The organism is Novosphingobium sp. Fuku2-ISO-50, assembly GCF_001519055.1.
Taxonomy (GTDB): Bacteria; Pseudomonadota; Alphaproteobacteria; order Sphingomonadales; family Sphingomonadaceae; genus Novosphingobium.
In genome coordinates, this window is the sequence record NZ_KQ954287.1 from 294,711 (window position 1) to 321,308 (window position 26,598).

The 26,598-nt window shown below is 64.3% G+C and carries 23 protein-coding genes; 4 read left to right on the forward strand and 19 right to left on the reverse strand.

Going from position 1 to position 26,598, the window contains the following annotated elements:
• Nucleotides 1-20: 20 nt before the first annotated feature.
• From AQZ50_RS07065 to AQZ50_RS07080, 4 genes are read right to left on the reverse strand one after another with little or no spacing between them, the layout of a single operon-like run.
• Nucleotides 21-911, reverse strand: coding sequence for an MBL fold metallo-hydrolase (locus tag AQZ50_RS07065; RefSeq protein WP_082703464.1), 891 nt, complete (start codon nt 909-911; stop codon nt 21-23).
• A 42-nt stretch (nt 912-953) separates the two neighbouring features.
• Complete coding sequence (locus AQZ50_RS07070) at nt 954-2,072, reverse strand: 3-hydroxyacyl-CoA dehydrogenase (RefSeq protein ID WP_197412403.1); 1,119 nt, start codon at nt 2,070-2,072, stop codon at nt 954-956.
• A 19-nt stretch (nt 2,073-2,091) separates the two neighbouring features.
• On the reverse strand, nt 2,092-3,375 hold the full coding sequence (locus AQZ50_RS07075; RefSeq protein WP_067744571.1) for an acyl-CoA dehydrogenase family protein: 1,284 nt from the start codon (nt 3,373-3,375) through the stop codon (nt 2,092-2,094).
• A gap of 5 nt (nt 3,376-3,380) precedes the next feature.
• Nucleotides 3,381-4,406 (reverse strand): phosphotransferase family protein, encoded by a 1,026-nt coding sequence (locus tag AQZ50_RS07080; RefSeq protein WP_067744574.1) that lies wholly within the window; start codon nt 4,404-4,406, stop codon nt 3,381-3,383.
• 114 nt (nt 4,407-4,520) lie between these two features.
• On the opposite strand from AQZ50_RS07080, the gene AQZ50_RS07085 reads away from it, so the two are divergent.
• Complete coding sequence (locus AQZ50_RS07085) at nt 4,521-5,477, forward strand: LysR family transcriptional regulator (protein ID WP_082703467.1); 957 nt, start codon at nt 4,521-4,523, stop codon at nt 5,475-5,477.
• 67 nt (nt 5,478-5,544) lie between these two features.
• On the opposite strand, the gene AQZ50_RS07090 is transcribed toward AQZ50_RS07085, so the two are convergent.
• From AQZ50_RS07090 to AQZ50_RS07130, 9 genes are all read right to left on the reverse strand, one after another.
• Nucleotides 5,545-5,874 carry a DUF6481 family protein gene (locus AQZ50_RS07090; protein ID WP_067744579.1) on the reverse strand — a complete coding sequence of 110 codons (330 nt, stop codon included), beginning with the start codon at nt 5,872-5,874 and terminating at the stop codon, nt 5,545-5,547.
• 211 nt (nt 5,875-6,085) lie between these two features.
• A complete protein-coding gene (locus AQZ50_RS07095) occupies nt 6,086-8,710 on the reverse strand; it encodes a TonB-dependent receptor (protein WP_067744582.1) in 2,625 nt (874 codons plus the stop codon).
• A 139-nt stretch (nt 8,711-8,849) separates the two neighbouring features.
• Nucleotides 8,850-9,881, reverse strand: coding sequence for a hypothetical protein (locus AQZ50_RS07100; protein WP_067744585.1), 1,032 nt, complete (start codon nt 9,879-9,881; stop codon nt 8,850-8,852).
• Between the two features lie 146 nt (nt 9,882-10,027).
• Entirely contained in the window at nt 10,028-10,411 is a 384-nt protein-coding gene (locus AQZ50_RS07105; RefSeq protein WP_231730147.1) for a DUF2946 family protein, read from the reverse strand.
• Nucleotides 10,412-10,509: 98 nt separating this feature from the next.
• Nucleotides 10,510-11,904 carry an NAD(P)/FAD-dependent oxidoreductase gene (locus tag AQZ50_RS07110; protein ID WP_067744801.1) on the reverse strand — a complete coding sequence of 465 codons (1,395 nt, stop codon included), beginning with the start codon at nt 11,902-11,904 and terminating at the stop codon, nt 10,510-10,512.
• A gap of 34 nt (nt 11,905-11,938) precedes the next feature.
• On the reverse strand, nt 11,939-12,664 hold the full coding sequence (locus AQZ50_RS07115; RefSeq protein WP_067744591.1) for an amino acid ABC transporter ATP-binding protein: 726 nt from the start codon (nt 12,662-12,664) through the stop codon (nt 11,939-11,941).
• Entirely contained in the window at nt 12,661-13,314 is a 654-nt protein-coding gene (locus AQZ50_RS07120) for an amino acid ABC transporter permease (RefSeq protein WP_067744594.1), read from the reverse strand. Before AQZ50_RS07120 ends, AQZ50_RS07115 begins: the two co-directional genes overlap by 4 nt.
• Nucleotides 13,311-14,117, reverse strand: coding sequence for a substrate-binding periplasmic protein (locus AQZ50_RS07125; protein WP_067744597.1), 807 nt, complete (start codon nt 14,115-14,117; stop codon nt 13,311-13,313). The genes AQZ50_RS07120 and AQZ50_RS07125 overlap by 4 nt, the downstream gene beginning before the upstream one ends.
• 123 nt (nt 14,118-14,240) lie before the next feature.
• Nucleotides 14,241-15,245, reverse strand: a complete 1,005-nt coding sequence (locus tag AQZ50_RS07130) for a LysR substrate-binding domain-containing protein (RefSeq protein ID WP_197412404.1) — start codon at nt 15,243-15,245, stop codon at nt 14,241-14,243.
• Between the two features lie 224 nt (nt 15,246-15,469).
• Here AQZ50_RS07130 and AQZ50_RS07135 point away from each other — a divergent pair, with 224 nt between their 5' ends.
• Genes AQZ50_RS07135 through AQZ50_RS07145 form a run of 3 tightly spaced genes read left to right on the forward strand, consistent with a single transcriptional unit; the run spans nt 15,470 to nt 21,321 of the window.
• Nucleotides 15,470-16,657: an efflux RND transporter periplasmic adaptor subunit gene (locus tag AQZ50_RS07135; protein ID WP_067744603.1), complete on the forward strand. Its 1,188-nt coding sequence runs from the start codon at nt 15,470-15,472 to the stop codon at nt 16,655-16,657.
• Between the two features lie 12 nt (nt 16,658-16,669).
• A complete protein-coding gene (locus AQZ50_RS07140; RefSeq protein WP_067744606.1) occupies nt 16,670-19,840 on the forward strand; it encodes an efflux RND transporter permease subunit in 3,171 nt (1,056 codons plus the stop codon).
• Entirely contained in the window at nt 19,837-21,321 is a 1,485-nt protein-coding gene (locus AQZ50_RS07145; RefSeq protein WP_067744609.1) for an efflux transporter outer membrane subunit, read from the forward strand. The genes AQZ50_RS07140 and AQZ50_RS07145 overlap by 4 nt, the downstream gene beginning before the upstream one ends.
• Here AQZ50_RS07145 and AQZ50_RS07150 read toward each other — a convergent pair.
• From AQZ50_RS07150 to AQZ50_RS07175, 6 genes are all read right to left on the reverse strand, one after another.
• Nucleotides 21,305-22,552, reverse strand: coding sequence for an alanine racemase (locus AQZ50_RS07150; protein ID WP_067744612.1), 1,248 nt, complete (start codon nt 22,550-22,552; stop codon nt 21,305-21,307). The genes AQZ50_RS07145 and AQZ50_RS07150 overlap by 17 nt on opposite strands.
• Nucleotides 22,553-22,571: 19 nt before the next feature.
• Nucleotides 22,572-23,933 (reverse strand): D-arabinono-1,4-lactone oxidase, encoded by a 1,362-nt coding sequence (locus AQZ50_RS07155; RefSeq protein ID WP_197412405.1) that lies wholly within the window; start codon nt 23,931-23,933, stop codon nt 22,572-22,574.
• A gap of 64 nt (nt 23,934-23,997) precedes the next feature.
• A complete protein-coding gene (locus AQZ50_RS07160) occupies nt 23,998-24,348 on the reverse strand; it encodes a c-type cytochrome (protein WP_156427257.1) in 351 nt (116 codons plus the stop codon).
• On the reverse strand, nt 24,341-24,988 hold the full coding sequence (locus tag AQZ50_RS07165) for a TetR/AcrR family transcriptional regulator (RefSeq protein ID WP_067744618.1): 648 nt from the start codon (nt 24,986-24,988) through the stop codon (nt 24,341-24,343). The genes AQZ50_RS07160 and AQZ50_RS07165 overlap by 8 nt, the downstream gene beginning before the upstream one ends.
• Before the next feature lie 107 nt (nt 24,989-25,095).
• Nucleotides 25,096-25,530, reverse strand: a complete 435-nt coding sequence (locus AQZ50_RS07170) for a VOC family protein (protein WP_067744623.1) — start codon at nt 25,528-25,530, stop codon at nt 25,096-25,098.
• Between the two features lie 107 nt (nt 25,531-25,637).
• Nucleotides 25,638-26,471 (reverse strand): TorF family putative porin, encoded by an 834-nt coding sequence (locus AQZ50_RS07175; protein WP_067744625.1) that lies wholly within the window; start codon nt 26,469-26,471, stop codon nt 25,638-25,640.
• Nucleotides 26,472-26,598 lie beyond the last annotated feature (127 nt).

Consider the following 26,598-nt stretch of genomic DNA (forward strand, 5'->3'; position numbering starts at 1 on the left):
CCGGCCGGAAGCCGCGTTTTTCAGATGCCGGGATGAAACCGGAAGGCATCGCCCGCGCGGGTGATCCGCCCGACATGCGGAGCGGCGAAATGGGCGGGCACCAGAAGATGGCCGTGATCGGCGCATTCGCCCAGGATGCGCCGCCGCGTCGCGCGCGCCTGATGCGCGTCGGCGCAGGCAAAGCTGTTGCAGTCGGGCGCGGCGATCTGCAGCGGATGGTGCAGCGCATCGCCGGTAAACAGGCCGACCTGCCCGCCCGACCTCGCGCGCAACAGGCTGTGCCCCGGCGTATGGCCGGGGGCGGCTTCGATCGCGATCTGATCATCGAGGTCAAAGCTCGGCCCGACCATCTGCGCCAGCCCCGCCTCGACCACCGGCAGGACGCTGTCGACAAAGATCGCGTGTTCGCCGTCATCGGCCCCATCGCCTGCCGGGCGGGCATGATCATACTCGGCCTGCGACCACAAATAGCGGGCATTGGGAAAAGTCGGCACCCACACGCCGTTTTCCAGCCGCGTGTTCCAACCGACATGATCGATATGCAGATGGGTGCAAAAGACATAGTCGATGTCTTCGGGCGAAACCCCCGCCGCGCACAGATTGTCGAGCCAGGCGCTGCTCCGGCGCTGATGAAACACCGGAAAATGCTCGCGCGGCTTGTGATTGCCGCCGCAGGTATCGACCAGGATGGTGTGATGCCGCGTGCGGATCAGCCAGCTTTGCATCGTGATGTCGACGCCCATGGTCGCGGGATCGAGAAAGCGCGGCGCCAGCCAGTCGAGATTGGCGGGAATGACATCGTCGGGCAAATCGGGCAGCAGGAATTGGACCGGAACGCCCGGATCGACGAATTCCTCGATTTGCGTGATCGCGATGTCACCAATCGCGAAACCGAACATGGCCATCGTCATTCCTCTCTCGCGTCCCTTTTTCGGGGATCTTCATCCGGGCCGTCACTCTGCGGCAAGATACATCGGACCGCCCGTCGCCATGGGAAAACCATAAGCGCGGACAAACATCACGTCGATGTCGCCCGCAGATTGCACCATGCCTTCGCCCAGCAGCGCGCGACCTTCGCGGATCACCGCGCCGACACAGCGCGCCACGATGGCCTCGGGCGCAACAGCCCGACCAGTCGTGTCGAACCGCGCGGACGGAACGCCCTGACGCCCCCCGTCGGGATAGTCATACCAGCCCCGCCCGGCGCGGACGCCGACGCGCCCTTCGGCAACCAGCCGCGCCACGATCGCCGGTTGGCGAATCCCCGGCCGCTCCGCCGCGCGGCGCGTCAGCACGGCGGCGAGCAAATCGTTGCCGATGCGATCGAGCGTCGCCAACGGACCGAGCGCCATGCCCCACCCGGTCAGCGCGGCATCGACCGCTTCGGGCAAGGCGCCTTCCTCGACCAGAAAGGCTGCTTCCTGCCAGAAACTATCGAACAGCCGATTGCCGACATAGCCGTCGCAATTGCCCGCGCGGATCGGCAATTTACCCAGCATCAGCGCGAGCACCTGCGCCCGGTCGCTTGTCGCAGGGGCACTGGCCCGACCGGCCACAATTTCGAGGACCGGGGTACGATGCGCGGGCAAAAAGAAATGCGTGCCGATGAAGCGATCGGGCCGATCGAGCGCCGCAGCCAGCCGATCGATGTCGAGCGAGGAACTGTTGGTCGTGATCAGCGCGTGATCATCGACGACGGCCTCGATCGCGCGCAGCACGCCGGTCTTGATCGCGACATCCTCAAACACCGACTCGACCACGACCGACGCCCCGGCGAGCGCCACGAGATCGTCGGAACAGGCGGGCACGGCGGCCAGCCCTGCCTTGGCCGCCCAGCGCGCAAGATCGGCCCGAGCCGCCTGCAATTGCGCCGGATTGTTATCGACCAGCACCACATCGAGCCCGGCTTCGAGCCCGGCGAGCGCGATCGTGCGCCCCATCGTGCCCGCGCCGACCACGCCGAGGCGGCAATCGCGCCGCCCCAACCGTGCCACCGCGGCGCGCGCGCCGGCGATCAACCGCGCTTCCTCGGCCGCCAGATGCGACGCCCCATCGATCGCTATTGCGGGCATCACCGCCCCTGTCATCGGGTCATGCCTCGAACTTGCTGCGGATATTGGTTTCCGCAGCGCGATCGGGCGCGACCAGAAAGCGATGGCTGTCGCCGAACGTGGCCCGGCCCTGCTTGATTTCGGCACGCGCGATCGAGCGCAAGTGAACATCGTCGGGCCCGTCGGCGATGCGCAAGGAGCGGCCCATCGTCCACAGTTCAGGCAAGGGCGTGTCGGGCGAAAGGCCCATCGCGCCAAATACCTGCATCGCCCGGTCGATCACGGTGACCTGCATGGTGGGGATCACCACCTTGATCATGGCGATGTCGTTGCGCGCTGCCTTGACCCCCAGCTTGTCGATCGTCCACGCCGCGCGCAGCACGAGCAGGCGCGCCTGTTCGATTTCGCAGCGCGACCGCGCGATCGCCTGCTGCACGACCCCCTGATCGACAAGATACGATCCGAACGCCTTGCGCTCGATCGACCGGTCGATCATCAGCTTGAGCGCAAGCTCGGCCTGCCCGATCGAGCGCATGCAATGGTGAATCCGCCCCGGCCCCAGCCGCGCCTGGGCCATGGCAAAACCATCGCCTTCGGCGCCCAGCAAGTTCGCGGCGGGCACGCGCACGTTTTCGAAAACGATCTCGCAATGGCTTTCGTGGCTATGGTGGTTCATCACCGAAATGTTGCGCACGACCCGGACGCCGGGCGTGTCGAGCGGCACCAGAACCATGCTTTGCTGGCGATGGGTTTCGGCGTCGAAATCGGTCTTGCCCATCACGATCGCCAGCTTGCATGCCGGATTGGCGGCGCCGGTAATGAACCATTTGCGCCCGTTGATGACATAGCCGTTGCCGTCGCGACGGATTGCGGTCGTCACATTGGTCGCATCGGACGAGGCGACATCGGGCTCGGTCATCGCAAAGCACGACCGGATCGCGCCATCGAGCAACGGCACCAGCCACTCCTGCTTCTGTTCGGGCGTGCCGAACATATGGAGCAGTTCCATGTTGCCGGTATCGGGCGCGGAACAGTTGAACACTTCGGAGGCCCAGGGCAATTGCCCCATGATTTCGGCGAGCGGCGCATAGTCGAGATTGTTCAGCCGCGTGCCCGGCTCATCCTCGCGCAGCGCGGGCAGGAACATGTTCCACAGCCCTTCCGATCGCGCCAGAGCCTTGAGATCTTCGAGAAAGCTCAGCGGATAAAGGCCCTGTTCGGCCTCGTGCACAAACTGGCGATGGCGCGGAATGACATGATCATCCATAAATGCGCGCAGCTTTTCCTGCAGCGCTTCGACCTGGGGCGAAAAGGCAAAGTCCATGGGCTTCAGATCCCTGCGATGGCGAGGCCGTGGCGCATGAAAATGCGCGCGAAATCCTCTGGGCTGTGATTGGCGGTGGTGCCGGTGCCGGTACCTGCGGCCTCGCGCCGGGCGACCCCTTCGAAAATCACCGCGAGGCGAAAGAACGAAAAAGCGATGAAAAACGGATCGACCTCGGTCGGCAGGCCGCGCCGCCGACAATAGCGCACGGCATAATCAGCCATCGCCGGAATGCCGAGCGCGGCAAGATCCAGACCGCCGAGGCCATTGTATTCGTCATGGCGCTGGACCCAGGCCATCAGATTGTAGCCGAGATCGGCGAGCGGATGCCCGGTGGTCGCCAGTTCCCAGTCGAGCACGGCCACGATGCGCGGCTCGGTCGGGTGAAACATCAGATTGCCGAGACGATAATCGCCGTGAACGATCGTCGTCGCTGCGTCGGCCGGCGGGCGATGCGCATTCAGCCAGTCGATCAGGCGATCCAGTTCGGCACATTCGGGCAGGCGCAACGCGGCGTGCTGGCGCCCCCAGGTGCCGATCTGGCGCTCAAAGAAATCGCCGCCGCGGCCAAAATCGCGCAGACCCAGCGCATCGCAATCGAGCGCATGGAGATCGGCCAGCGTGTCGGCCATCGCCTCGAAAAAAGCGGCTCGTTCTTCGCGCGGAACCGAAGGCAGCGCATTGTCTTCGAACACCCGCCCGGCGACGCGCTCCATGACATAGAACGGCGTGCCGATCACCGCGCGATCCTCGCAGAAATGCAGCATGTCCGGCACCGGGACAGCCGTTCCGGCCAGCGCTTTCATGATGCGGTATTCGCGATCGATCGCATGGGCCGATTTGGGCAGCTCGCCCGGCGGCTGCTTGCGCAGAACATAAGGAAGCGGCGTCGCACCCGAACGAAGCGCAAATGTCGGGTTGGAATGCCCATGGCCGATCGCATCGAGATCAAGCCCCGTACCCGGCAGGTCGATATGCCCGGCGAGGTAATCCGCAAGCCGCACGGTATCGAACGGTTTCCCGCCCTTCATCGCCTGTCCTTCCCTGCTCGGCGGCCCGATCCACTGGCGAGCCGTCCTGATCTGTCGGGGCAAGATTGCAGGCAGCGGCGCAATTAGTAAAATGAATTGCCCGCATGGCCAGTCATGCGTAGCGTGCATGACATGCGCGTCGACTTCAACTTGTTCCGCGTCTTTGCGGCGATCTACACCAATGGCGGCGTCTCGGCGGCGGCCGAAGTGCTGCATCTGACTCAGCCCGCGGTCAGCCATGCGCTGGCCCGGTTGCGCGATCAGCTTGGCGATCCGCTGTTCGTCCGGCTTGGCCAGGGCATGGTGCCGACGCCGGTCGCGCACCAGTTGATCGGGCCGGTGCGCAAGGCGCTGGGCGAAATCGAGCAAGCGGTCAAAGCGATCGAGAGCTTCGATCCGGCGCTTGCCGCAATGCAGTTCCGCATCGGCTTCAATGCCTTGATGGAAGCCGCGCTGCTGCCGCGCATCGTCTGCGCGATTCTGCCAAAGGCGCCCGGCATCCGCGTGGAAGCGGTGCGCTATAACCGGGCCGACATGGCCATGGCGCTGGCCAGTTCACAGCTCAACGCCGTCATCGACATCGAAATGGCCAACCCCGGCGAGATGATCCACAGCCGGCGCCTCGCTTCGGGCCGGATCGTCGGCGTCGCGCGGCGCGACCATCCCGTGGTCACCGGCAAAGCGCCTGTTTCGCTCGACGATTACATGGCGCTCGGCCACATCGCGGTATCGACCCGGCCACAGGGCGCGACGTTCGAAGACATCCTCATCGCCCGTTCGACGACCAGAACCCGGCGGATCGCCGCGCGGTGTCAGTTGATCGGGTCCGCGCTCCAACTGGTGCGCGAAACCGATCTTGTCCTGACGCTGGCCTCGCCGTTCATCGACGCGGCCAGCCTTGAAAATGGCCTGACGCTGTTCGACATCCCGGTCGAAACGGGCGAAATCAGCATCTGTCTTTACTGGCACGCCAGCAACGATTCGGATGCATCGCAGATCTGGCTGAGAGAGTGTGTGTTGAAATCAATCAACTTCTCGACTTCTCCCGGCGTGACAGCGAACCGCCGCTAGTGGTCCGATTCTGACATTTGCGACCGTGCTATCCGGATGGCGGGATGCAAATGTCAAAAACAATCCACTAGCGAGATGCCTTGCGAGCCTTGCGCGCGGCATAGCGTGCGTCGCGCGCCGCCTTGCGTTCGGCCTCGGTCGGTTCGGGCACGGGCTCCGGTTCGGGCTCGGGGACAATCACCTCGGCCTTCTTTGCTTTGGCGATTTCCCGCGCCTCGGCGCGCTCCGCTGCGCGTTTTGCCAGCGCTTCCTCGCGCTCGCGCGCCTTGGCGACGCGATCGGCCAAGACCTGCGGATCGATCGGAGGCTTTGCTTTCAAACGGGCGAGCGCCCTCTCACGGGCCTGAGCAGCAGCCGCCACCCGATCCTGAAAGCCCGGTTCCTTGTATCCTGCCATATGTGTGTACTGATACCCTTCTGCGATCACGGGCGCGCACCCAAAGCGGCGCGCGATACATGTGAACCACCGTGATCGCACCACCCTAGCACAACAAGGCCCGGGATGCGACTGCCATCGGGGCGCCCCCCCCGGTCAAAGGCAAACCGGCCACAGTGAAAATGCAAGCGGGACGCCGCGGGGGAACGCGGCGTCCGTGATCAGCAGCCGATCAGAACTTGACCTTGACGCCCGCTTCGAACGTCTGACCGTAGTATTCACGCTGGATCGGGCGATCGGAATTGCCTTCGTAATAGCGCAGCGGCGCGTTGGTGATGTTCTTGACCGACCAGTAGACTTTCACGATCGAGGTCGCCTGATAGCTGCCGGTGTAGTCGAGCGTCAGGCGGTGATCGAGATAGACGTCCGTGGGGATCGAGGCATAGACAAAGCTTGTCGGCGCGCCCCCGATGCCAAAGATCGTGCGGTCGTCATATTTGAGCGACAGCCGCGATTCGACGCGACGGGCTTCATAGAACAGCGCGGTGTTGGCGGTGAACCGCCCGGTGCCCGGCATGCGCACCGAAGGCGCACCGCTCGCCAGCACAACGGAACTGTCCGCAAAAGTGCCGTTGGCATCGATCCCCAGCCCGTCGAACGGCGCAGGCAGATGCTTGAAGCGATTGACATATTGCAATTCGACCCCGCGCACATAGGTGCTCTGTGCGTTCTGGAACGAGGTCCACTGATAGAGCGCAGCCCCCCCGGCGGGCGGCAAGGCGTAGAACACGCGCGGGGCGATGTAGTTCTGGATTTCCTTGTCGAAGAAGCCGAGCGAGACAATCCCGTCATCGGGCAGGTAATATTCCAGGCTGACGTCGAAATTGTTGCTGGTCGCAGGCTTCAGGTTGGGATTGCCCAGCGTGACTTTCTTGTTGGCGTCGTCGACCGATCCGTCCTGAATGGTCTGCAGGAAACCCGGGCGCGCGATACCGGTCGAATAGGTCGCGCGCGCGACCAGTCGGGGCGAAAATTCATAACGCAGCTGCACGGTGGGGAACCAGTTGGTGTAGCTTGTCGACTGGTTATACTGCAGGCCGCCGAGCAGCGACTTGGTATGCTCCACCCGCACCCCGGCGAGCAACCCCAGCGCGCCGATATGGCCATGATACTGGACATAGCCTGCGGTAATGTCTTCGACATCGTCGAACGTGCCGCCGCGATAGGCGCTGTTGCCCAGGATCGGAGTTCCCGCGGCGAGCGGCGCGAGGCTCGCATTGGCGTTGAACAGGCTTTCCAGCGCTGCGGCATTGCCCGCATAGCCGATGTTGTAGGCACCATAGAAACTGGTGAACGGCCCGTTGCCGGTCAGCGAGGCAAGCGTCTGGCCGGCCGCGCTATAGGTCACTTTCTGGCCGACGAGATCATACTTGTGGCGATAGCGCAGTTCACCGCCGAGCTTGATTTCATCATCGTGAGTAAGACCCGGCTCATAAGCGGCGTTAAAGCGATAGGAGTATTCGGCGTCCTTGGCATATTCGTTGTTATTGTAGATGCTGGCCAGGTGATATTGAGTCGAATCGGTGAGGTTTGCACCGTTGACGTTCAGCAGCGGACGGCTGGAATTGCTGATATTGTCGTAATTGACGTTGAAAGCCTGCGCCGCATTGTAATCGCCGGGACCGACGAACGTCGAGTTGTAGTCATAGGGCTTGTTATAGGTCGCCTGGATATAGCTGGCCGACCAATCGAGCTTGAGCTTTTCAAACTCGTGTTCGCCACCGATTTGCAGCGCGACGTTGCGATGGGTTTCCTTTTCATCGCGCAATGTGTTGTCCGCCGAGGCGCCGGTCACGGCAAAGCCGTTGGGATTGGCCGGATCGACCGCGATCGTGCCCTGGCTGCCGTCGAGCCCGTTGATGATCAGGCGCTGGCGATTGACCCGTTCCTGATACCCGGCCATCGAGCCGCGCAGATAGATCCGATGATCGTCGTTGGGCGTGATGTCGACTTCGCTGTAATAGCCGAAGCGTTCGCGGTGATATTGATAGCGGCGCAGTTCGTAGGACGAGACGACCTTGTCGGCGGTCTTGGTGCCAAACGTGATCGGCCCGCCCTGAAGGTCGAAGCTGTCGGCATAATTGCCGATCTCGATATCGTCAAAGCCGCGCGCGTCGTTGTGTTCGTTCTGGGCGACGACGATATGCAGCAGCTTGCCGCCATCGCCATTATCGCCAAAGCTGTCGCCGAATGCGACTTCCTCGGTCAGATTGGTGGTCTTGCGCCGGGTTTCATAGCCTTCGCCCAATTGGCCTTCGAAGAAGAAGCCCGAATGGGTCAGCGCAGAACGCGGAGTCAGCTCGACCGAGCCGCCGATCCCTTCGGCCTCATGATCGGGCAGGCCGGTCTTGGTGACGACGAGACGGTCGATCGAGCCCGCCGGAATCGTGTCGAATTCGACCGCGCGGCCATTGCCCGAAAAGGCCGTGCCGCCCGCCTGCGTATTGAGCAGCGGCGCACCGCCGAACGTGGCCCCGTTGAGATTGCTGTCGATCCCGCGAATATTGACAAAGCGGCCTTCGCCGGTGTCGATCGACAGCGAAACGCCCGGAATGCGGCTGAGCGCTTCGGCGGCGTTGTAATCGGGATATTTGGCGATCGCTTCGGCGGCCTGGATGTTCTGCAGATTGGGCGCGATCTTTTCCTCGCTGCGCGCGGTCTTTTCCAGACGCGCGTTCACGACGATTTGCGCTTCGTCCTCCGCCTTTGCGCCATCGGCGGCGAAGCCCGATTGCGGCGCAAAAGCGATCAGGCCCAAAAACGAAATCGACGCCAGATGCAGCGATTTGATAGACATATGCCCCCCACGAGCTGAATGACATTGGCCTCGCGGGTTCTGCCCGAACCCGCGAGGCGCGATGGGGGGCGTGTGACAGCCGCGTGCGACAAGTCGATGACATGCCGGCGCGCGCGGCTTTCATCCCGTCACGGAGGCGTCAAAAGCCGTAGTTGACCTGCAGCTTGAACAACGCCGGAGCAACCAGCTGCCCCATCGTATCCGCATTGTCGGACGGACGGGCGGCGTTGACATATTGCGCGATCGGGAATTCGACATCGCCATAGAGCGACAGCTTGCGCGTGATCTGGACGCGCAGGCCCGGCGCGATCATCAGGCGTTGATAGCCGGAATTGAGCGGATCGGCATTGTCGCCGCTGTCCCGCGCGCGAACCGAGCCGAGCAGTTGCAGCGTCGGCGACACGATCACTTTGCCCGCCGGAAGATCATAAGTCACACCCAGTCCGCCGTCGAACTCGTTGCCGGGGCGATAGCCGTCGCGCGTGGCCACGGCAAATTTGTACTGTGCCTGGACAAACCAACGCGCCGCACCGGCAATATGCCCGACATGATAGCCGCTGATCTCCAGATCGGTGCTGCCGGTGCCGGGCAATGTGTCGCGGTCATAAGGCTGGTTGCCGTATTGATCGGTGGGACTGGTATAGCGCCCGGTCGGCAGTTTGATCCCGATCCCGATCCCGGTCGACATATCCGCCGCAAAGCCGGTGTACGTCACGCGCAGCATGGCATCGCCAAGGTCGGTCAGCGGCACCTTTTCGGTGATCGGGTTGCCATTGGCATCGGCGCCGGTGGTCGTGAAATTGCGATGCGCCAGCGGCAATTCGGCCATGATCATCCACTTGTGATGGATCACATAGTTGATGCCGAGCGTGTAGAAATCGGTCTGGATGCGCTTGTCGGAATTGTCGTCGGGGCTCGCGGAATGGCCCTGTTCGCGGTTCTTGTCCTGATCCATCGCGCTGAAGCGGGCAAACACCGACAGGCCGCTGTCGGAATCCTGCGGCGTGATCGACGTCACCCCCGCATCAAAGATCCCGCAGCCGCAGGCGCAGGCCATCGCGCTTGCCGGGGCAAACCCGATCATCAGCGCAAGGCCGGTCAGTGCCGAACGACGGATCGGAGTGAAAGCGGCAAACGCGCCACGCGCCGCAGGGCGCAGAATTTCGTACATCAAGTAAAGCATCCTCTCGCCTCGGATGAGGAGAAGGGCCGGTGCGCCTGCAAGGGAGAAGGCTCGCCGACGACCGGCCCGGTCTGGCAACGGACCCGAGCGCGGCCAACCCATGGAGGATTCAGCCGGTCGCGCGGATCAGAATGTCAGACCAGGGCAGGCGGCGCGCGCAGCGGCGGCCGAAGGCGCGAAAACGGTCGCGGCGCCGGGAAGGCAGGCCCCGCAACGCCCAGCACAAGAATAAAGGCCAGCGCCAGCGCAAGCTGGATCGGATCGGCCCCGGCCAAACCGGCGTGGCCCAGCGCGGAAAACGGGCAGGCCTGTTGATCGTGCAGCGACTTGCCCGCATCGCCCTGCTTGCCGACCTGCCCTTTGGCGACAAGCACAACGGCCTGGCCGAAATGGGGTTCGCTGTCGGCATAACCGTCGCAAATCCGCACGGTCAGCACGTGGGCCTCGCCGCCGATCATGTATCCGGCGGGAACCAGCGCCTTCATCGCCAACGCGAGCGCGATCACGGCCACAGCCATGCCGCGATTCCGCAGAAAAAAGGCGCGCAAACGGTTCATTGCCAAGGCGACTTACGCCAGAGCCGCGAGGCTGTCATCCGCTTTTGGCCCGCGCACCATCAGATCGGGGCAAGCGCCTTGGCAAACTTGGCATCGACCGGCGCGCCGCCGTTGCGGAAATCGGCGGCATCGATCCGGGCAAAGGCGTTCTGGATATAGCGCACGCCGACCCAGCGCAGCGGTTCGATTTCCCACAGCCGCCCGGGCGCGCGGACCATCGGCAGATCGCAGGCATAGGCCGGGGTTTCGCCGATCAGCCCCGCCAGCGTCCGCCCTGCCAAGGCGCTCGTTGCCACGCCGCGACCGGTATAGCCGAACACATTGGCAAGCCCGCGCGCACGATCGAAATGCACCGAAGGCAGGCCATCGCGCGGCACCCCGAGATAGCCGCCCCAGGCATGGGCGATCGGCACATCGCGCAAGACCGGAAACCAGTCGCGCAAAGTCGCGATGATCGGTTGATAGAGCGCGGGGTCGGCCAGCGCGGCTTCGGGCATGCGCGATCCGGCAAGATAGGGCGCGCCCCGGCTGCCGAACAGGATGCGCCCGTCGCGCGTGCGTGTCAGATAGTCCTTGGTATAGGCCTGCGAGCTGAGGCTTTCGTGTCCCGCCCAGCCGATCTGATCCCAGGTCGCCGCATCGAGCGGGGCGGTCGCCACGATCATCGACGAGATCGGCAGCAATTGCCGATGCCAGCCGGGCAGGCCCGACAGATAGGCCTCGCCCGCCAGAACCACGGCGCGCCGCGCGGTCACCATGCCGCCACGCGTCTCCAGCATGGCGGGTTGTCCGGGGCGCACGGCGGTCACTTCGGTGCCTTCGTAAATCCGGCCGCCGCGTGCCTCGACCGCGCGGGCCAGCCCCCGCACCAGCCGCGCCGGATGCACCGAAGCGCCCGACGCCGTGGTCATCCCGCCCAGCACCCGGCTGACCCGCACGCGCGCCTGCGCCTCGCCCGCGCCGAGCATGGCGCTGTCTTCGGCAAGGCCGAGCCGGTCATAGGCGGCATAAGTCGCTTGCAACGAAGCCAATTGCCGCTCGGTCCGCGCGATCGCGAGCAGGCCGCCATGCGTGTAATGCGCGTCGATCCGTTCCTCGTCGCAGATCCGGCCGATGTCTTCGACAATCGCATGCTGCGCACGGATCGTCTTGCGCGCGACATCGGCGCCAAACTGCTTTTCCAGCTCGTCGATCAGCACCGGAAACCGCGGGGAACACCAGCCGCCGTTGCGACCCGAAGCGCCATGGCCGCAGATATGGCGCTCAAACACGGCGACTTTGAGATCGGGATTGGCCTTGAGCAGGAAATAGGCCGTCCACAGCCCGGAAAACCCGCCGCCCAGAATCGCGACATCGACTGTCGCGTCGCCCGCCAGCGGCGCGCGCGGCGTCAGGTCATCGCCGCAGCTTTCCATCCAGTAGATCGCGCCATAGCGCGTTGCCGTCTCGCTCATGATGCTCATTCCCGTTGTGCAAGGCCCCAAAGGGTCAAGTCCTGTGCAGCACGCGGGCGAGGAAGCGCGCGGTGCGTGCCTCGCGCGGGTGCGTCAATACGTCTGCCGCCACGCCCTGTTCGGCGATCACGCCCTGATCGACAAAGGCAACGCGGTCGGCAACGCCGCGCGCGAAATCGATCTCGTGCGTGACGATCAGCATGGTCATGCCTTCCTCGGCCAGCTCGCGCATGACCGCCAGAACTTCGCCGACACGCTCCGGATCGAGCGCGGACGTCGGCTCGTCAAACAGGATCGCTTCGGGCCGCAGCGCGAGCGCGCGGGCAATGCCGACGCGCTGTTGCTGCCCGCCCGAGAGCGCGTGGGGCAGGCTGTGCGCATGATCGGCCATGTCGACGCGCGCGAGCAGGTCCATCGCCCGCGCCTTTGCCTCGGCACGGGGCTCGCCATGAACATAGACCGGCGCCTCGATCACGTTTTCGAGCACGGTGCGATGCGGAAACAGATTGAACCGCTGAAACACCATGGCGACGCGGCGGCGGATCGCGGGCAGCGATGCGTCGGTCACCACTGTCCCGTCGACGCGGATCGTGCCGCCATCGTGGCGTTCGAGCCCGTTGATACAGCGCAGCACGGTCGATTTGCCCGATCCCGACGGGCCGATCAGGCACAGCACTTCGCCGCGTGCGACGGTCAGATCGACGCCGTTGAGCACATGCCTGTCGCCAAACCGCTTGGTGACGCCTTCGAGCGTGATCATGCCACCCGCCCTTTCCGTTCGAGCATGCGCACCAGCGCCGAAAGCGGCAGGCTGGCGGCGAGATAAAGCAGCGCGATCAGCGCATAGACCGATCCGTTCTTGAAAGTCGAAATCGCCAGAAGCTGGCCTTCGCGAGTGAGTTCGGCAATCGTGATGGTCGATGCGATCGAGGTGTCCTTCAACAGCATGACCATCGAATTGCCCATCGCGGGCAAGGCATGGCGCAAGCCCAGCGGCGCGATCACCCGGCGCCACAGCGTAAAGCGGTTCATCCCCAGCGCATCGCCCGCCTCGATCAGCCCTTTGTCGACCGCGCCGATCCCGCCGCGCATGTTTTCCGCCTGATAGACCGAATAGGCGAGGCCAAGCCCGATCACCCCGGCGGCAAAGGGCGGCAGATCGAGCCCCCAGTCGGGCAGCACGAAATAGATGAAGAACAGTTGCACGATGATCGGAATCCCGCGCACCACCGTGATCACCGTGCGCGCGGTCCAGCGCCAGGGCGCCGCCTTTGCCCGGCCCATCACCACCCAGACCATGCCCAGCACAAGACTGAGCGACAGCGCGCAAAGCGTCAGTTCCAGCGTGACCGCCAGCCCCCGCAGCAGGACCGGCAGGAACAGCACGGTATCGGCCCAAAAGTCGCTCATGCCTGCCCCTCCCCTTCATCGAGCCGCCAATGATGCAGGATCGGCGCAAGATCCCGGCGCCCCGGCCCGTCGAGCACGCCATCGATCCGCGCGATCAGCGCGGCATCCTTGCGCCCGATCAGGCACAACGGCTCCTTGCCCGGAGAGCGGAACTCGCCGACCAGCCGCAAGGGCCAGCGCGGACCGACGCGCAAGATCGTGCGCAGGATCGGTTCATCGCCATAGACCGCATCGATCCGGCCATGGACACAATCGCGCAGCATGTCGCCCAGCCCCTGATAGGTCATGACCTGCTCCACCCCCGCGTCATGCACCTGATCGACAAAGCGCGTGCCGATCTGCGCGCCGACGCGCATCCCGCGCAAGGCCGCAAGATCGGCAAAACGCCCCGGATGATCGGCGCGCAGCACCAGCCCCCCGGCATAAGCGAACACCGGGCTGGAAAACCCGACCAGCGCCTCGCGCGCCGGGGTGCGCAACATCGCCGCAGCGATCAGGTCGATGCGTCCGGTGGTCAGCGAAGGGATCAGCGCGGCAAACGGCACGATGCGAAATTCGGGCACCAGACCCAGCCGCGCGGCAAGCATCCCGGCAATATCGACCATGGCGCCGGTCAACCGGTTGCTGAACGGATCGACATAGCTGAACGGCACCCCGCTCGGCGAAGCGCCGATGACGACGGTGCGCGGATCGCGGGCCGCTTTGCCGCACCCCGCCAGCATCGCCGCGCCCAATCCGCCGGCCACAAGCCCCGCAACCGCCGTGCGGCGCGTCAGGCTGGTCGATCGATCGGCTGGTGACAAGGCTGGTTCCCGTTCGCGACAGCGCCCTCGTGGCGCTGCCGATCTGCGCCATGACTATGCTCCGGCACGCGCCCCGCCGAAAGGCCTTGCGTCACCGCCCCATGGTGACTTCAAGACAACACTTCAGGCCGGTGCGACCGAGGCCAGATGGCGCACCAGCCAATCGCGGAAATTGCCGATCGCCCGGCCCCGCCAACCGTCGGCGCGCGCGGTAAACCAGTAACTGCCGAGAAAGACCGGATCCCAGGCACCCACTTCGACCAGCCGTCCCTCGGCAAGGTCATCCAGCACGAGCAGCGTGTTGGCGAGCGCGATCCCCTGCCCCTGGCGCGCCGCGCCGAGCGTCAGATGCCCCTGCCAGAAACGCGAGCCACGCAAATCCGTCGGCGCCTCGACATCCAGACAGCCCAGCCAGCGGCGCCACTGGTTGGCGTTCGCCTCGTGCAGCAACGTGTGGCGCAAGAGATCGGCGGGCCGGTCGACAACGGGTGCGGCGGCCAGATACGATGGCGCCGCCACCGCGAGGATGCGAGGCCGCGCCACTGTCACGCTGCGCAGCCGGTCGGGCAGGGTCGGCACCTGGCCGTCGATCACGTAATGCACCCAGGCATCGGCCTGTTGCGCATCGAAATCGGGCAGGACTTCGCTTGGCTGCACTTCGAGCCCGAGATCGGGATAGCTCGCCTGAAACCCGCCGATGCGCCCGACCAGCCATTGCGAGGCGAGGCCCGGCATGCACCAGATGCGCAAATGCGTGTCGCTGCCCTGAAACTGCAAATCGGATGTCGCGTTGGCCAGTTCTGCCAGCGCGCGCATGACATGACGGTAATAGATCAGTCCCTGCGGCGTCAGCCGCCCGCCGCGCCCCGCGCCGCGTTCGACCAGCGCGGTGCCGGTCCATTGTTCCAATGTGCGCAGATGGCGGCTGATCGCGGCATGATCGACCGCCAGTTCGACCGCCGCGCGGCGGATGCCGCCAAGCGCACCGACCGCCTCGAACGCGCGCAAGGCGGCAAACGGCGGCAGCTTTGCGCGCTGTTCGCGCGAAAGACCGCTGCCCCGGCCCCCAACCGGATCAACCCCCGGATCATCCCCCAGGTCATTCACTGTGTCGGAAACAGACTGCAACCGCCAACGCCTTTCGAGCCCAACGCCTTTCGAGCTTGACCACGAGCATCGCCAATCCGGGGGTCTTGTCAATCCAGCCGGGCGCGCGCGGGCGACACTTGTCTCGCCATGGCGAAACCCTTGCGATTCTTTAATCCGCCGCAGTGCAAAAAAACATTGCAAGCGAACGGCAAGCAACCCATCGCACGCCTCGAAAATTCCAATTGTGCGGGGCATGCAAGCAAATGAGTCACAGCCCAACCGAGGGGCAGGATGCGCCGGTCGCGACGCTGACGCCGGCCACGCAATGGCGGATCGCCGCTGTCCTCCTCGTCATCGTCATCGCCTTGTTCTGGCTCGTGCCAAAGGTCATCAGCGCCTGGACCCCGGTGCCGCCGCCGCCGGCTGCGCCCGCTGACGGCACTTTTGCCGCGACCGACCGCGAATGGCAGACACTGCGCTTTGCCCAGGCTCAGGCTGTGACGATGGGCGAAAATGCCGCAAGCGACGGCAAGATCGCGGTCGATGATGATCTGACGACGGCGGTGTTTTCGCCGTTCACCGGCCGCGTCACGCGCATTCTGGCCAAGGCCGGGGACCATGTCTCTGCCGGGCAAGTCCTGTTCGCAGTTGCCGCAAACGAGGCCGCGCAAAGCGATGCCGACCTCGCCACGGCCGCCGCGCAAGTCAAAGTCGCGCGCGCTGCCGAAGCACGCCAGCACGACCTTTATGATCACAAGGGCGCCGCGCTCAAGGACTGGCAGCAGGCGCAGGCCGACCTCGCCGCCGCCGAAGCGAGCCTGTCCGCAGCCGCGGGCCGCCGCAAGGCGCTGGGCGGAGCGGTGGAACATGGCGAAGGCGTGGTGCGCGCGCCCGTTTCGGGCATTGTCACGCAACGCCTGATCGGGCCGGGCCAATATGTATCGAGCGCGAGCGGCGGCAGCGCGACGCAGGCCTTTGCGATTTCCGGGTTTGACCGGATCTGGCTGGTCGGCAATCTGCGCGAAGAAGACGCCGGGCGCGCCCGCGTCGGGATGGGCGCCGAAGTGCGCCCGATCGGCAGCAACGAAGTGCTTCACGCGCGGATCACCTATGTCGCGCCGTCGATCGATCCCAATACCCGCCGCCTGACCGTCCGCGCCGAACTGCCGAACCCGGACGGGCATCTCAAGCCGGAGACTTTCGCCAGCTTTACGCTGCTGACCGGCAAGGATCGACCATCGCTGATCGTCCCCGAAGAAGCGGTGATCTTTGAAGGCCAGACCGCGCGCGTGTGGGTCGCCGATGCAAAGCACCATCGCCTTGCGCTGCGCCAGATTTCCACCGGGCAAGTCACCAACGGCACCGTCGAAGTCACCGCCGGGCTGAACGCGGGCGAAACCGTGGTAACCGCCGGCAGCCTGTTTATCGACCGTGGCTCCAAAGCCGACTGAGGGGCCACACAGATGAACCCGATCGTAAATTTCGCGCTGCGGCAGCGGATGATGGTGCTTGCGATTCTGGCCGTATTCCTGGTCGGCGGCATGATCGCGTACAAGCAACTGAATATCGAGGCCTACCCCGACCCGGTCCCGCCGCGCGTCGAAATCATTACGCAAAGCTCGGGCCTGTCCGCGCAGGAAATCGAGCGGACGATCACCATTCCGATCGAGATTCAGCTCGCCGGGATCAAGAACGTCAAGAAAGTCGAGACCATTTCGCTGTTCGGCCTGTCCGACGTGCGGGTGCAGTTCACATACGACTATACGTACGAAGAAGCGCAGCAGAAGGTTCTCAATCAGCTTTCGCAGCTGTCGGGGCTGCCGACCGGGGCGCAACCGGTCATTTCGCCGACCAGTCCGATCGGCGAAATCTATCGCTATCAGATCGTCGGGCCCAAGGGCTATTCGGTTACCGACCTCAAGACCATCCAGGACTGGATCCTGCAACGCCGCTTCAAGGCAGTGCCGGGCGTGATCGACGTCAACGGCTGGGCGGGCAAGTCCAAGACCTACGAAGTGACCGTCGATCAGCGCAAGCTGGTCGCCTATGGCCTGTCGCTTTCCCAGGTTCTGGGCGCGATCAACAACGCCAATGTCAATGTCGGCGGGCAGACCATCAACATCGGCCCGCAGTCGGCCGTCGTGCGCGGGGTCGGCCTCATCCACACCATGGATGACATTCGCAACACCATGATCGCGCCGAACAACGGCAAGCCGGTCCTGGTCAGCGATGTCGCGACCGTCCAGGTCGGCAATCAGCCGCGCCTCGGCATTGTCGGCAAGGACGACGACGACGACATCGTCCAGGGCATCATCCTGATGCGGCGGGGCGAAGAAAGCCTGCCGACGCTGCAACGCGTCGAAGCCGAAGTCGATCGCATCAACAGCGAGGGCATCCTGCCGCCGGGCGTCCATCTCGAAAAGATCTATGACCGTACCGAACTGATCAACGTCACCATCCACACCGTGCTGGAAAACATGATCAGCGGCATCGTGCTGATCTTTGCGGTGCAGTGGATCTTCCTGGGCAGTTGGCGTTCGGCGGCGATCGTCGCGATGACGATCCCCTTTGCGCTCGCCTTTGCCGTGCTGATCATGGTCGCAAGGGGGGAATCCGCCAATCTGCTGTCGATCGGTGCGATCGACTTTGGCCTGATCGTCGATGCGACCGTGATCATGGTCGAAAACATATTCCGACATCTCAGTCAGGATCCAAGAAAGCGATTTACCCGCGGGGTGCTCGACCGGATGAGCGGCATCCAGCCGTTCTCGGGCAAATTGGGCACGATCGCGCTGTCGGCCAGCGAAGTGAACCGGGCGATCTTCTTTGCCGCGGCGATCATCATCGCCGGGTTCCTGCCGCTGTTCACGCTGACCGGGGTCGAAGGGCACATCTTTGGCCCGATGGCCCGCACCTATGCCTACGGCATTCTCGGCGGGCTGGTCGCCACATTCACGATCACTCCGGTTCTCGCTTCCATGCTTTTGAAAAACAAGGAAGAGGAAACCGAAACCTGGCTCGTGCGCAAGATTCGGACGCTTTATGATCCGGCGCTGCGCTTTGCCCTTGCCAACCGCACGCTGGCGATGGGCGGCATGGGCGCGCTCCTGCTCGCGGCGATCATCTGCGTCTCCAGCCTCGGTCTCGAATTCATGCCCAAGCTGGAAGAAGGCAATTTCTGGATCCGCGCGACTCTGCCCCCTTCGATCAGCCTCGAAGAAGCGCAAGTCTATACCAACCGGATGCGCCACATCCTGATGAAATATCCCGAAGTGAAGACGGTGATCAGCCAGCTCGGACGCCCGGACGACGGCACCGACACCACCGGCTTTTACAACGCCGAATTCTATGTGCCGCTCAAACCGGCCGGCGAATGGCCCGGCCACCCGACCAAGGAACAACTGACCAAGCAAGTCAGCGACGAGCTTTCGGCACCGTTTCCCGGCGTCGCCTTCGAATTTTCGCAGACGATCGAAGACAACGTCGAGGAAGCCGCTTCGGGCGTGAAGGGGCAGAATTCGATCAAGCTCTATGGCAACGATCTCGAAGCGATCCAGAAGGCGGCCTATCAGATCAAATCGATCATGGCCGGGGTCCAGGGCATTACCGATCTGTCGGTGTTCGATGCGGTTGGCCAACCAACGGTCAACATCAAGGTCGACCGGCTCAAGGCCGCGCGTTACGGGCTTGCCCCGGGCGATGTGAACGCGGTTGTTCAGGCCGCGATCGGCGGACAAGCCGTGGGCAGCAATCTCTATGAGTATGGCTCCGACCGCAATTTCCCGATCGTTGTCCGGCTTGCCCCGGAATACCGCAAAAGCCTCGATGCCATCCGCGCCATTCCCGTCGCGGTGCCCAATGCCATCGGCGGAGTGGCACAAGTTCCGCTGAGCACTGTGGCGGACATCAAGCTCGTCGCCGGGTATTCGTTCATCTATCGCGAGGATCAAAGCCGCTACATTCCGATCGGGTTTGCCGTGCGCGGCCGCGATCTCGGCAGCGCCATTCTCGAAGCACAGGCCAAGATCGACAAGCAGGTTCATTTGCCGGCGGGAACCCACATCGAATGGGTCGGTGAATTCGGCGAGTTGCAGGCCGCGCTGGCGCGCCTCGAAATCGTCGTGCCGATCGCGTTCCTGGCCATCGGCGTACTGCTGTTCGCCAATTTCGGGTCATTGCGCGATACCTTGCTCGCCGCGAGCGTGATGCCCATGGCGCTGGTCGGCGGCATTTTCGCGCTCTATTTTACCGGGACACCGTTTTCGGTCTCGGCGGCGATCGGGTTCATCGGCCTGTTCGGCATATCGGTGATGGGCGGGATTCTCGTGTTGTCCTATTTCAACCAGATGATCGCCGCCGGCATGGCGCGCGAACAGGCCATCATCCATGCGGCGCGAACCCAGTTCAGGCCGGTCATGATGACCTGCATCGCCGCCTGCGTCGGGCTTTTGCCCGCAGCCGTGGCGACCGGCATCGGCAGCCAGGTGCAAAAGCCGCTGGCGCTGGTGGTGGTCGGCGGCATTCTGCTGGCGCCCGTGCTGATCCTGATCGTGCTTCCCGTGCTGATCGACCAGTTTTCGAAGCGCAAGGGGCCCGACAATCATGAAGAGCTGAACGAGGAGGGCGTGGCATGACGATCCATCTGCGATCACGCCTGTGCGCCGCCACCGCGCTGCTGCTGGGCGGCTGCGCGGTCGGGCCGAATTTCCATGCCCCGGCGGCACCGACCGAAACCGCCTATGACCGCGAGGGCACCGCCGCCATGGCCGCGCCCGGCGGCACCCAGCAATGGGTCGCAGGCGCACCGCAAGACATGTGGTGGCATGCCTATGGCTCGGCGCAGCTCGATACGCTGATCGACGAAGCGCTCAAGGCCAATACCGATCTTGCCGCCGCGCAGGCCGCGCTCAAGATCGCGCGCGAATCATGGCTGGCGACGCGCGGGATTCTCGTGCCCCAGGTCGATGCCGGGCTTGGCACGAGCCGGAACAAGAGCTCGCAATACCTCTCGCCGGTGCTCAATTCGACGACGTTCAATTACGGGCTCCAGACCGCGCAAGTCTCGGTCGGCTATTCGCTCGATGTGTTCGGGCTGAACCGGCGCACGGTCGAACAGGCGCATGCCCAATACGACATGCAGGCGTTTCAGACCGAGGCCGCGCGAATCTCGCTGATCAACAATGTCGCGGCGGCGGCCTTTCTCGAAGCCTCGCTGCGCGCGCAATTGGCCGCACAAGACCGCATGATCGCGATCAGCCGCGAAACGCTCGCCATTCTCAAGCGTCAGCAGGATCAGGGCCAGGCCGCCGGTGCCGACGTGCTGGCGCAGGAAGCCGCGCTCGCCCAGACCGAGGCGGGGCTGCCGCCCTTGCGCCGCGCCCATGCCCAGGCGCGCGATCTGATCGCCTATCTGACCGGGCGCAGCGCCGCCAATGCGCTGCCCGACGCGATCGATCTCGACACAGTGACGCTGCCCAAAGACCTGCCGCTGTCGCTGCCTTCGGAACTGGTGCGCCAACGCCCCGACATCCGCGCCGCAGAAGCCAACCTGCATGTCGCCAGCGCGGGCGTGGGCATCGCGATTGCCAATCGCCTGCCGCAATTGACGCTGTCGGCGGGCGCTGGCGGCAGTTCGGGCGGATGGTCCGACATCCTGTCGGCGGCCAATTCGTTCTGGTCGGTCGGCGCAGGGATCACCCAGCCGATCTTTGCCGGCGGCGCGCTGCTGCACAAGCAACGCGCGGCGCGCGCGGCTTATGAACAGGCCGATGCGCAATACCGGTCGACCGTGCTCGCCGCATTCCAGAATGTCGCCGACACGCTCGCCGCGCTGCGCACCGATGCCGAAGCGCTGCGCGCCGATGGCAAAGCGCGCGACACCGCCGAGGCCAGCCTGACCATCGCACGGCGCCAGTTCGAACAGGGGCAGACTCCCTTTGCCAGCGTGCTCACCGCCGAAACCGCATTGCGGCAGGCCGAACAGGCGCTGGTCCAGGCCCAGGTCGCCCGCCTGACCGATACCGCCGCGCTGTTCGAAGCGCTCGGCGGCGGCTGGCAACCGCCCCAGCCCTCCCATCCGCCCCAGCCCTCCCATCCGCCTACGCCGAAGCGCTGAACACCGGCCAGCGTTCGGTGATCCGGCCCTTTTCGTAAAGCGCCAGATCGCCGAACTGCAGCATCAGCGCCTCGCTCTGGTGCGGTCGCAGAAACACGCTGTCATCGGGCTTCAGGTGCGTGCGCCATGACGCGGTGAGCAGTTCCTGATTGCTCGAATGGCCGATCAGATCGCTGTATTGCAGCCCCGGCGGCGAAACCGGGTCGGCCATCCAGTGCCCGCCGAAGATATAGATCGCCTGCGCCGTGTTGGGGTCCATGAACGCGAGCGGCCCGTCGAGATATTCGTGGCCGGGCAGATCGAGCTTGTGCCCGGCCTTGATCACCGGAGTCGCGATGAACAGCGCGGGATCGAGCCGACCGTTTTCGGCAATGTCGAAATCATGGGGCTTCACAAATGCCGAACCGACCGAGACTTCGTTGGCAACGGTGCCGCGGGTGTGGCGCATCACGGTATAACTGCCCGCCGAATTGAGCGTCAGCCGCCGGGGATCGCCGGGAACGATGTCGCCCAAGGCACGAATTGCCGCGCCGTAGCGCCTTTGCGCGTCGGCCCAGGCGGCATCGGGATTGCCCAGTTTGGCAACATGCGCGTCATAGCCCATCAGCCCGCCGATTTCGAAGCAATCCGCCGCGAGCGCCGCTTTCACCCCTTCGGCCAGAGCAGCCGGATCGGCAAAGCCGCCGCGGTGCAACCCGACATCGATTTCAAGGCTCAGCTTCATCCGCGCGGCATTGGCGCGGGCGATCGCGGCATAGGCGGCAATGCGTTCGGGCGTATCGACCAGCCATTGCACATTCGCCAGCGCCGCCGCGCCTTGCCGGGCGTAAAGCTCGGCCACCAAGGCCGCCGGCAACGGCTTGCCAAACAGATAATCGCCATCGGGATGGAGCGCGAGCATCGCCGACAGCATCGCCCCGTTGAACACCATGAAACGGTTGGTCGAAAGCCCTTTGGCGACGCGGTCGAGCAGAGTCGGACAGGGCAGCGACTTGACCACCACGCGCAACGGCAAATGCGCCTGGCCCACCGCATCGCGCAGCCGCGCGATATTGGCATCGAGCCGAGCCGCATCGATCACCAGCGTCGGCTGGGCCAGCCCGCCTTGCGCCAGAGCCGCCTGAAGCGCGCCGAAATAGGCATCATGATTGCCGCCATGATCGCCCCGGCGAAGCAGGAAACCCCCGGCCCCCAGCACCACTATGCCGCCTGCGAGCGCGGCGCCCGCCATTGCTTTTCTGCGCGACAGCCTAACCACGACGCAGCACCTTGGCGAGAGTGGGGTTGAGCAGCTTGCCTTCGGGATCGAGCGCCTCACGCACGGCCAGAGCATCCTTCCATCGGGGGTACAGCGCTGCAAAATCATCATATTTCAGGCTATTGAGCTTACCCCAGTGGGGCCGCCCGCCATAGCGGCGCAAGATCGGCTCGATCAGCGTATAAAAGAACGCATAGTCGTCCTTGTAATACGTGTGCACCGCGATCGAGCCGCTTTCGCGCCCGTAAAACGGCGAAAGCCAGGCATCGTCGGGGGCAATGCTGCGCACTTCGACCGGGATGAACACATCGCTGCGAGTGCGCTCGATCGCGGCGACCACTTCGCGCAGCGCGGCGATCTGGTTTTCGCGCGGGACATGGTATTCGATCTCGCGATTGCGCACCGAGCGTTCGTTGGACAACAGCTTCCAGCCTTCGTCGATCGCGATCTGGTCGGGCATGTCGGCGATCACCCGGTCGAGCGTCCAGAACCGCAAGGGCGCGGCGAATTCAAACACGTCGCGCGCCATTTTCAGCTTCATCTGCCCGTCGGTATCGGTATCGGGGCCGCGCGGGCGCACCGGCTCGTCGGTTTCGTCATGCGTGATCAACTGGCCGTAATGGCTGAACGGGATGACATAGAATTCGGCATTGCGGTGCCGCCGCACGAGATCGTCCCACCCCTCCATCAGCTCCTCGCGATGGCGCAGTCCGGTCACTTTCTTTACCCGCTGCAACGGATGGTTCTGCAAAGTATAGCGCGTCATCACGCCAAACGCGCCAAGCCCGACGCGCGCGGCATTGAACACCTCGGGATTGCTGGTCGCGCTGCATTCGAGCACATCGCCCCGCGGCGTGGCGATGTCGAACGCGACGATCCCGCCATGCACCGCCTTGAACGCGCGGCCGGTGCCATGCGTCCCGGTCTGGGTGCCGCCGGCCAGCGATTGCTTGTTGATGTCGGGCAGATTGGGCATTTCCTGGCCGATCGCGGCCAGCGCGGGGCCAAGGTCATAAAGCCGGGTTCCGGCAAGCACACTGGCCTGGCAGGTCGCGGCGTCGTGCCCCAGGACGCCGGTCATGCCGTCGAGGCTGACCAGAGTGGCATCGGTGGTGACGAGCCCGGTAAAGCTGTGGCTGGCGCCGACCATGCGGACCGGGCCGCGCGCGCGTCGCAACAGATGCGCCGCTTCGTCCGCGCTTTTCGGCGCAAGCCGGGTCGCGGGATAGGAATGCTCGGTCGCCGCCCAGTTCTGCCACAAGAGGCGGCCCGAGCCATCGACCGCAGGCAAAGCCGCCGGTTCGCGATCGAGCCAGATCCGTCGTCCGGCAAGGCCTGCGGCACCCGCAATCACGCCCCCGCCGCCTATCAAAAGCGCCCTTCGTGTCGTTCCCATCATCGCTCTCCCGTGGCTTTTTCTAGTTTTGCTGGTCAGCCATGAAGCGGATCAGCGCTTCGTAGTCATGGGCGGTGCATGTCGCGCACTGCCCGCCCGCAGGCATCTTGTTGTACCCCGCCACCGCGCTTTGCAGCAGCACAGGCGCGCCCTTGGCCCAGCGCGCATCCCATTGCGCATGATCGCCCGACAGCGGCGCCCCGCTGTCCCGCGTGGTATGACAGGCGCGGCACGATCCATCATAGAGCGCCGCCAGATGCGCATCGGCAGGACGGCGCGCGGCGCTTTGCGCCTCGGTCAGAGGCGGGGCCGGGGGCGCGCCATGACATGCCGCCAGCGCCAACACGACCATCGCCACGGGCGCCTTACGCATCGCCATCCCCCTCTCGTTCCGCAAAGATCGCCTCGATCGCGCGCGCCGCTTCGGCAAACAGGTCTTCGGGCGCGATGCGGTCTTCTTCGTGCGCCATCTCGTCGACGGCATAGCCCAGTTCCACCGCCAGCCGGACGCGGCGCCACAGCACGGCCCGATCGCGTTCCGGCGCCAGCTCGACAAAGACATCCGTGATCCGGTCGGTAACATAGCGGTGCGAGGCAACACGGATCGGCGCCAGTTGCGGCACGGCGCGCAGCACCCGTTCGATCCACACCCCGCCAGGCTCGGCATCGGTCACTTGCGCGGTCAGGCGAAACAGTTCGCCAAGGTTGGCCGACAGCCCCGCCTGCCCCAGCGGACGCCAGCGATCGAGCCAGGCGATCAGGACATCGTCCTGCCGCCGCATCAACCGTTCGCACAGCGCGCCGAGCAGATCGTATTTGTTGCGAAAATGGCGATAGAGCGCGGGTGGGGTCATCCCGGCGCGCGCGGCGACCATGTTGGTCGAGATCCGCTCGATCCCGACTTCGCCAAGCAGTTCGCCCGCGACATCGAGCAACCGTTCGCGCGTGCGATGCGCGCGATCCTGCACCGGCGGCGAGGCGCGCTCGAAATCGGGCACGAAATGGTTCGGCAACGCTTATTCTCCTCTCAAAACCGAGATTCGATAGCGATGACTATATTTTTGATTTCCGCGCTGTCAAGCGGGGCGCAAAATCGCTTCTGCGCCCCGCCGATCCGACATTACCAGGTGCCGGTGTTGGGCATGCTGGCCCAGGGCTCGGCCGGTTCAAGCCGCCCGTCCTGCAGCAGTTCGACCGAAATGCCGTCGGGCGATTTCACGAAAGCCATGTGTCCGTCGCGCGGAGGGCGATGAACGATGTGGCCGGCGGCGGCGATGCGCGCGCAGGTTTCGTAGATATTGTCGACCTGAAACGCGAGATGGCCAAAGTTGCGACCGCTGCCATAGACTTCGGCGCTGCCGTCCGCCGGCGGCCAGTTATAGGTCAATTCGACTTCGGCCACGCCTTCCTGCCCCGGCGCGGCAAGAAAAATCAGCGTGAAACGACCCGCTTCGCTGTCAAAGCGACGCACTTCGTCCAGTCCGATCAGGCGAAAAAAGGCGATCGTGGCATCCGGGTCGGTGATCCGGATCATGGAATGGAGGAACTTGGTCACGGCACGTCCTCTGGCAAGGCGGTGATGGGAACGGTCCGAACGGACCGCGCCATGCCAGAATAGAGGGGGGCGCGCGGATTGGCACCCCCCCTCGTGCAGGATTTGAATCAGAACGAGGCTGTCAGCGAAATGACCGCGACCGGCTTGCCCATGCGGTAAAAGGCATCGAGCTTGAGCGGATCGACCCCGCCGGCGCCATCCGAGGCAAGCCCGGATTTCGCGAAATCGCTGTGGCTGATGTCGGTGCCGACCAGCGACAGGTCGAGCCCCAGATTTTTCCATTTCACCGTCGCGCCGACCGTATAGTCGAAATAGGGCCGGCCATAGTCGAGCCCGCCGCCGGTATGGGCGAGATGCGAATGCAGGCTGATCGGCGTATGGGGGATCGAGCCCGACAATTCGCCATAGACGTAAAGGTTCGAACGCGACGGCGATGACACGTTATAATCGAAAACCTTTTGCGCCGGGGCAAAGGCGCCGCCGATCTTGCCCGTGATCGGGCCCAGCGTTTCCGACAGCGAGCCATAGATCTCGTAGAAATTACCGTTGGGCGCACCGGCAAAGATATAGCCGTACAACCCGCCGTCAACGGTGATCCCGCTCTTGCCGAGGGCATGGGTATAGCCGCCATAGACGTCGAGTTCGGTTCCGCCGATATTGACCGGGCTGTTTCCGGCAGACGCGCTCGACCCCCAGGTCGAAACGTAGAAACCCGAAGCATGGGCGACGGTTATCGCGCCCTGGATCACCGGCCGGTTGTCCGATTGCGCAATACCGCGATAACGGTATTGGCTGGCCACCGCCGCACTGCCGGTTATAGTCCAGTCACCAGGAGGTGCTGTCGGATTGCTGTCAGCAAATGCCTGCGACGGCAAAATTGCAGTAAATGCGATACACATCGACAAAATGGACAGTGATTTCGCCGTCATACGCTTTTTCATCTTTCCCTTATTTGTTCCCACAGTTTTCCTGTGGCGAATCGGGGCTTTCGACTTGCATGATCCGATGCCCCTGTTCTTTCGCCAGAGCCCCTGTCCCGACCCTGAAGCGGAAACAAGACCAATCCCT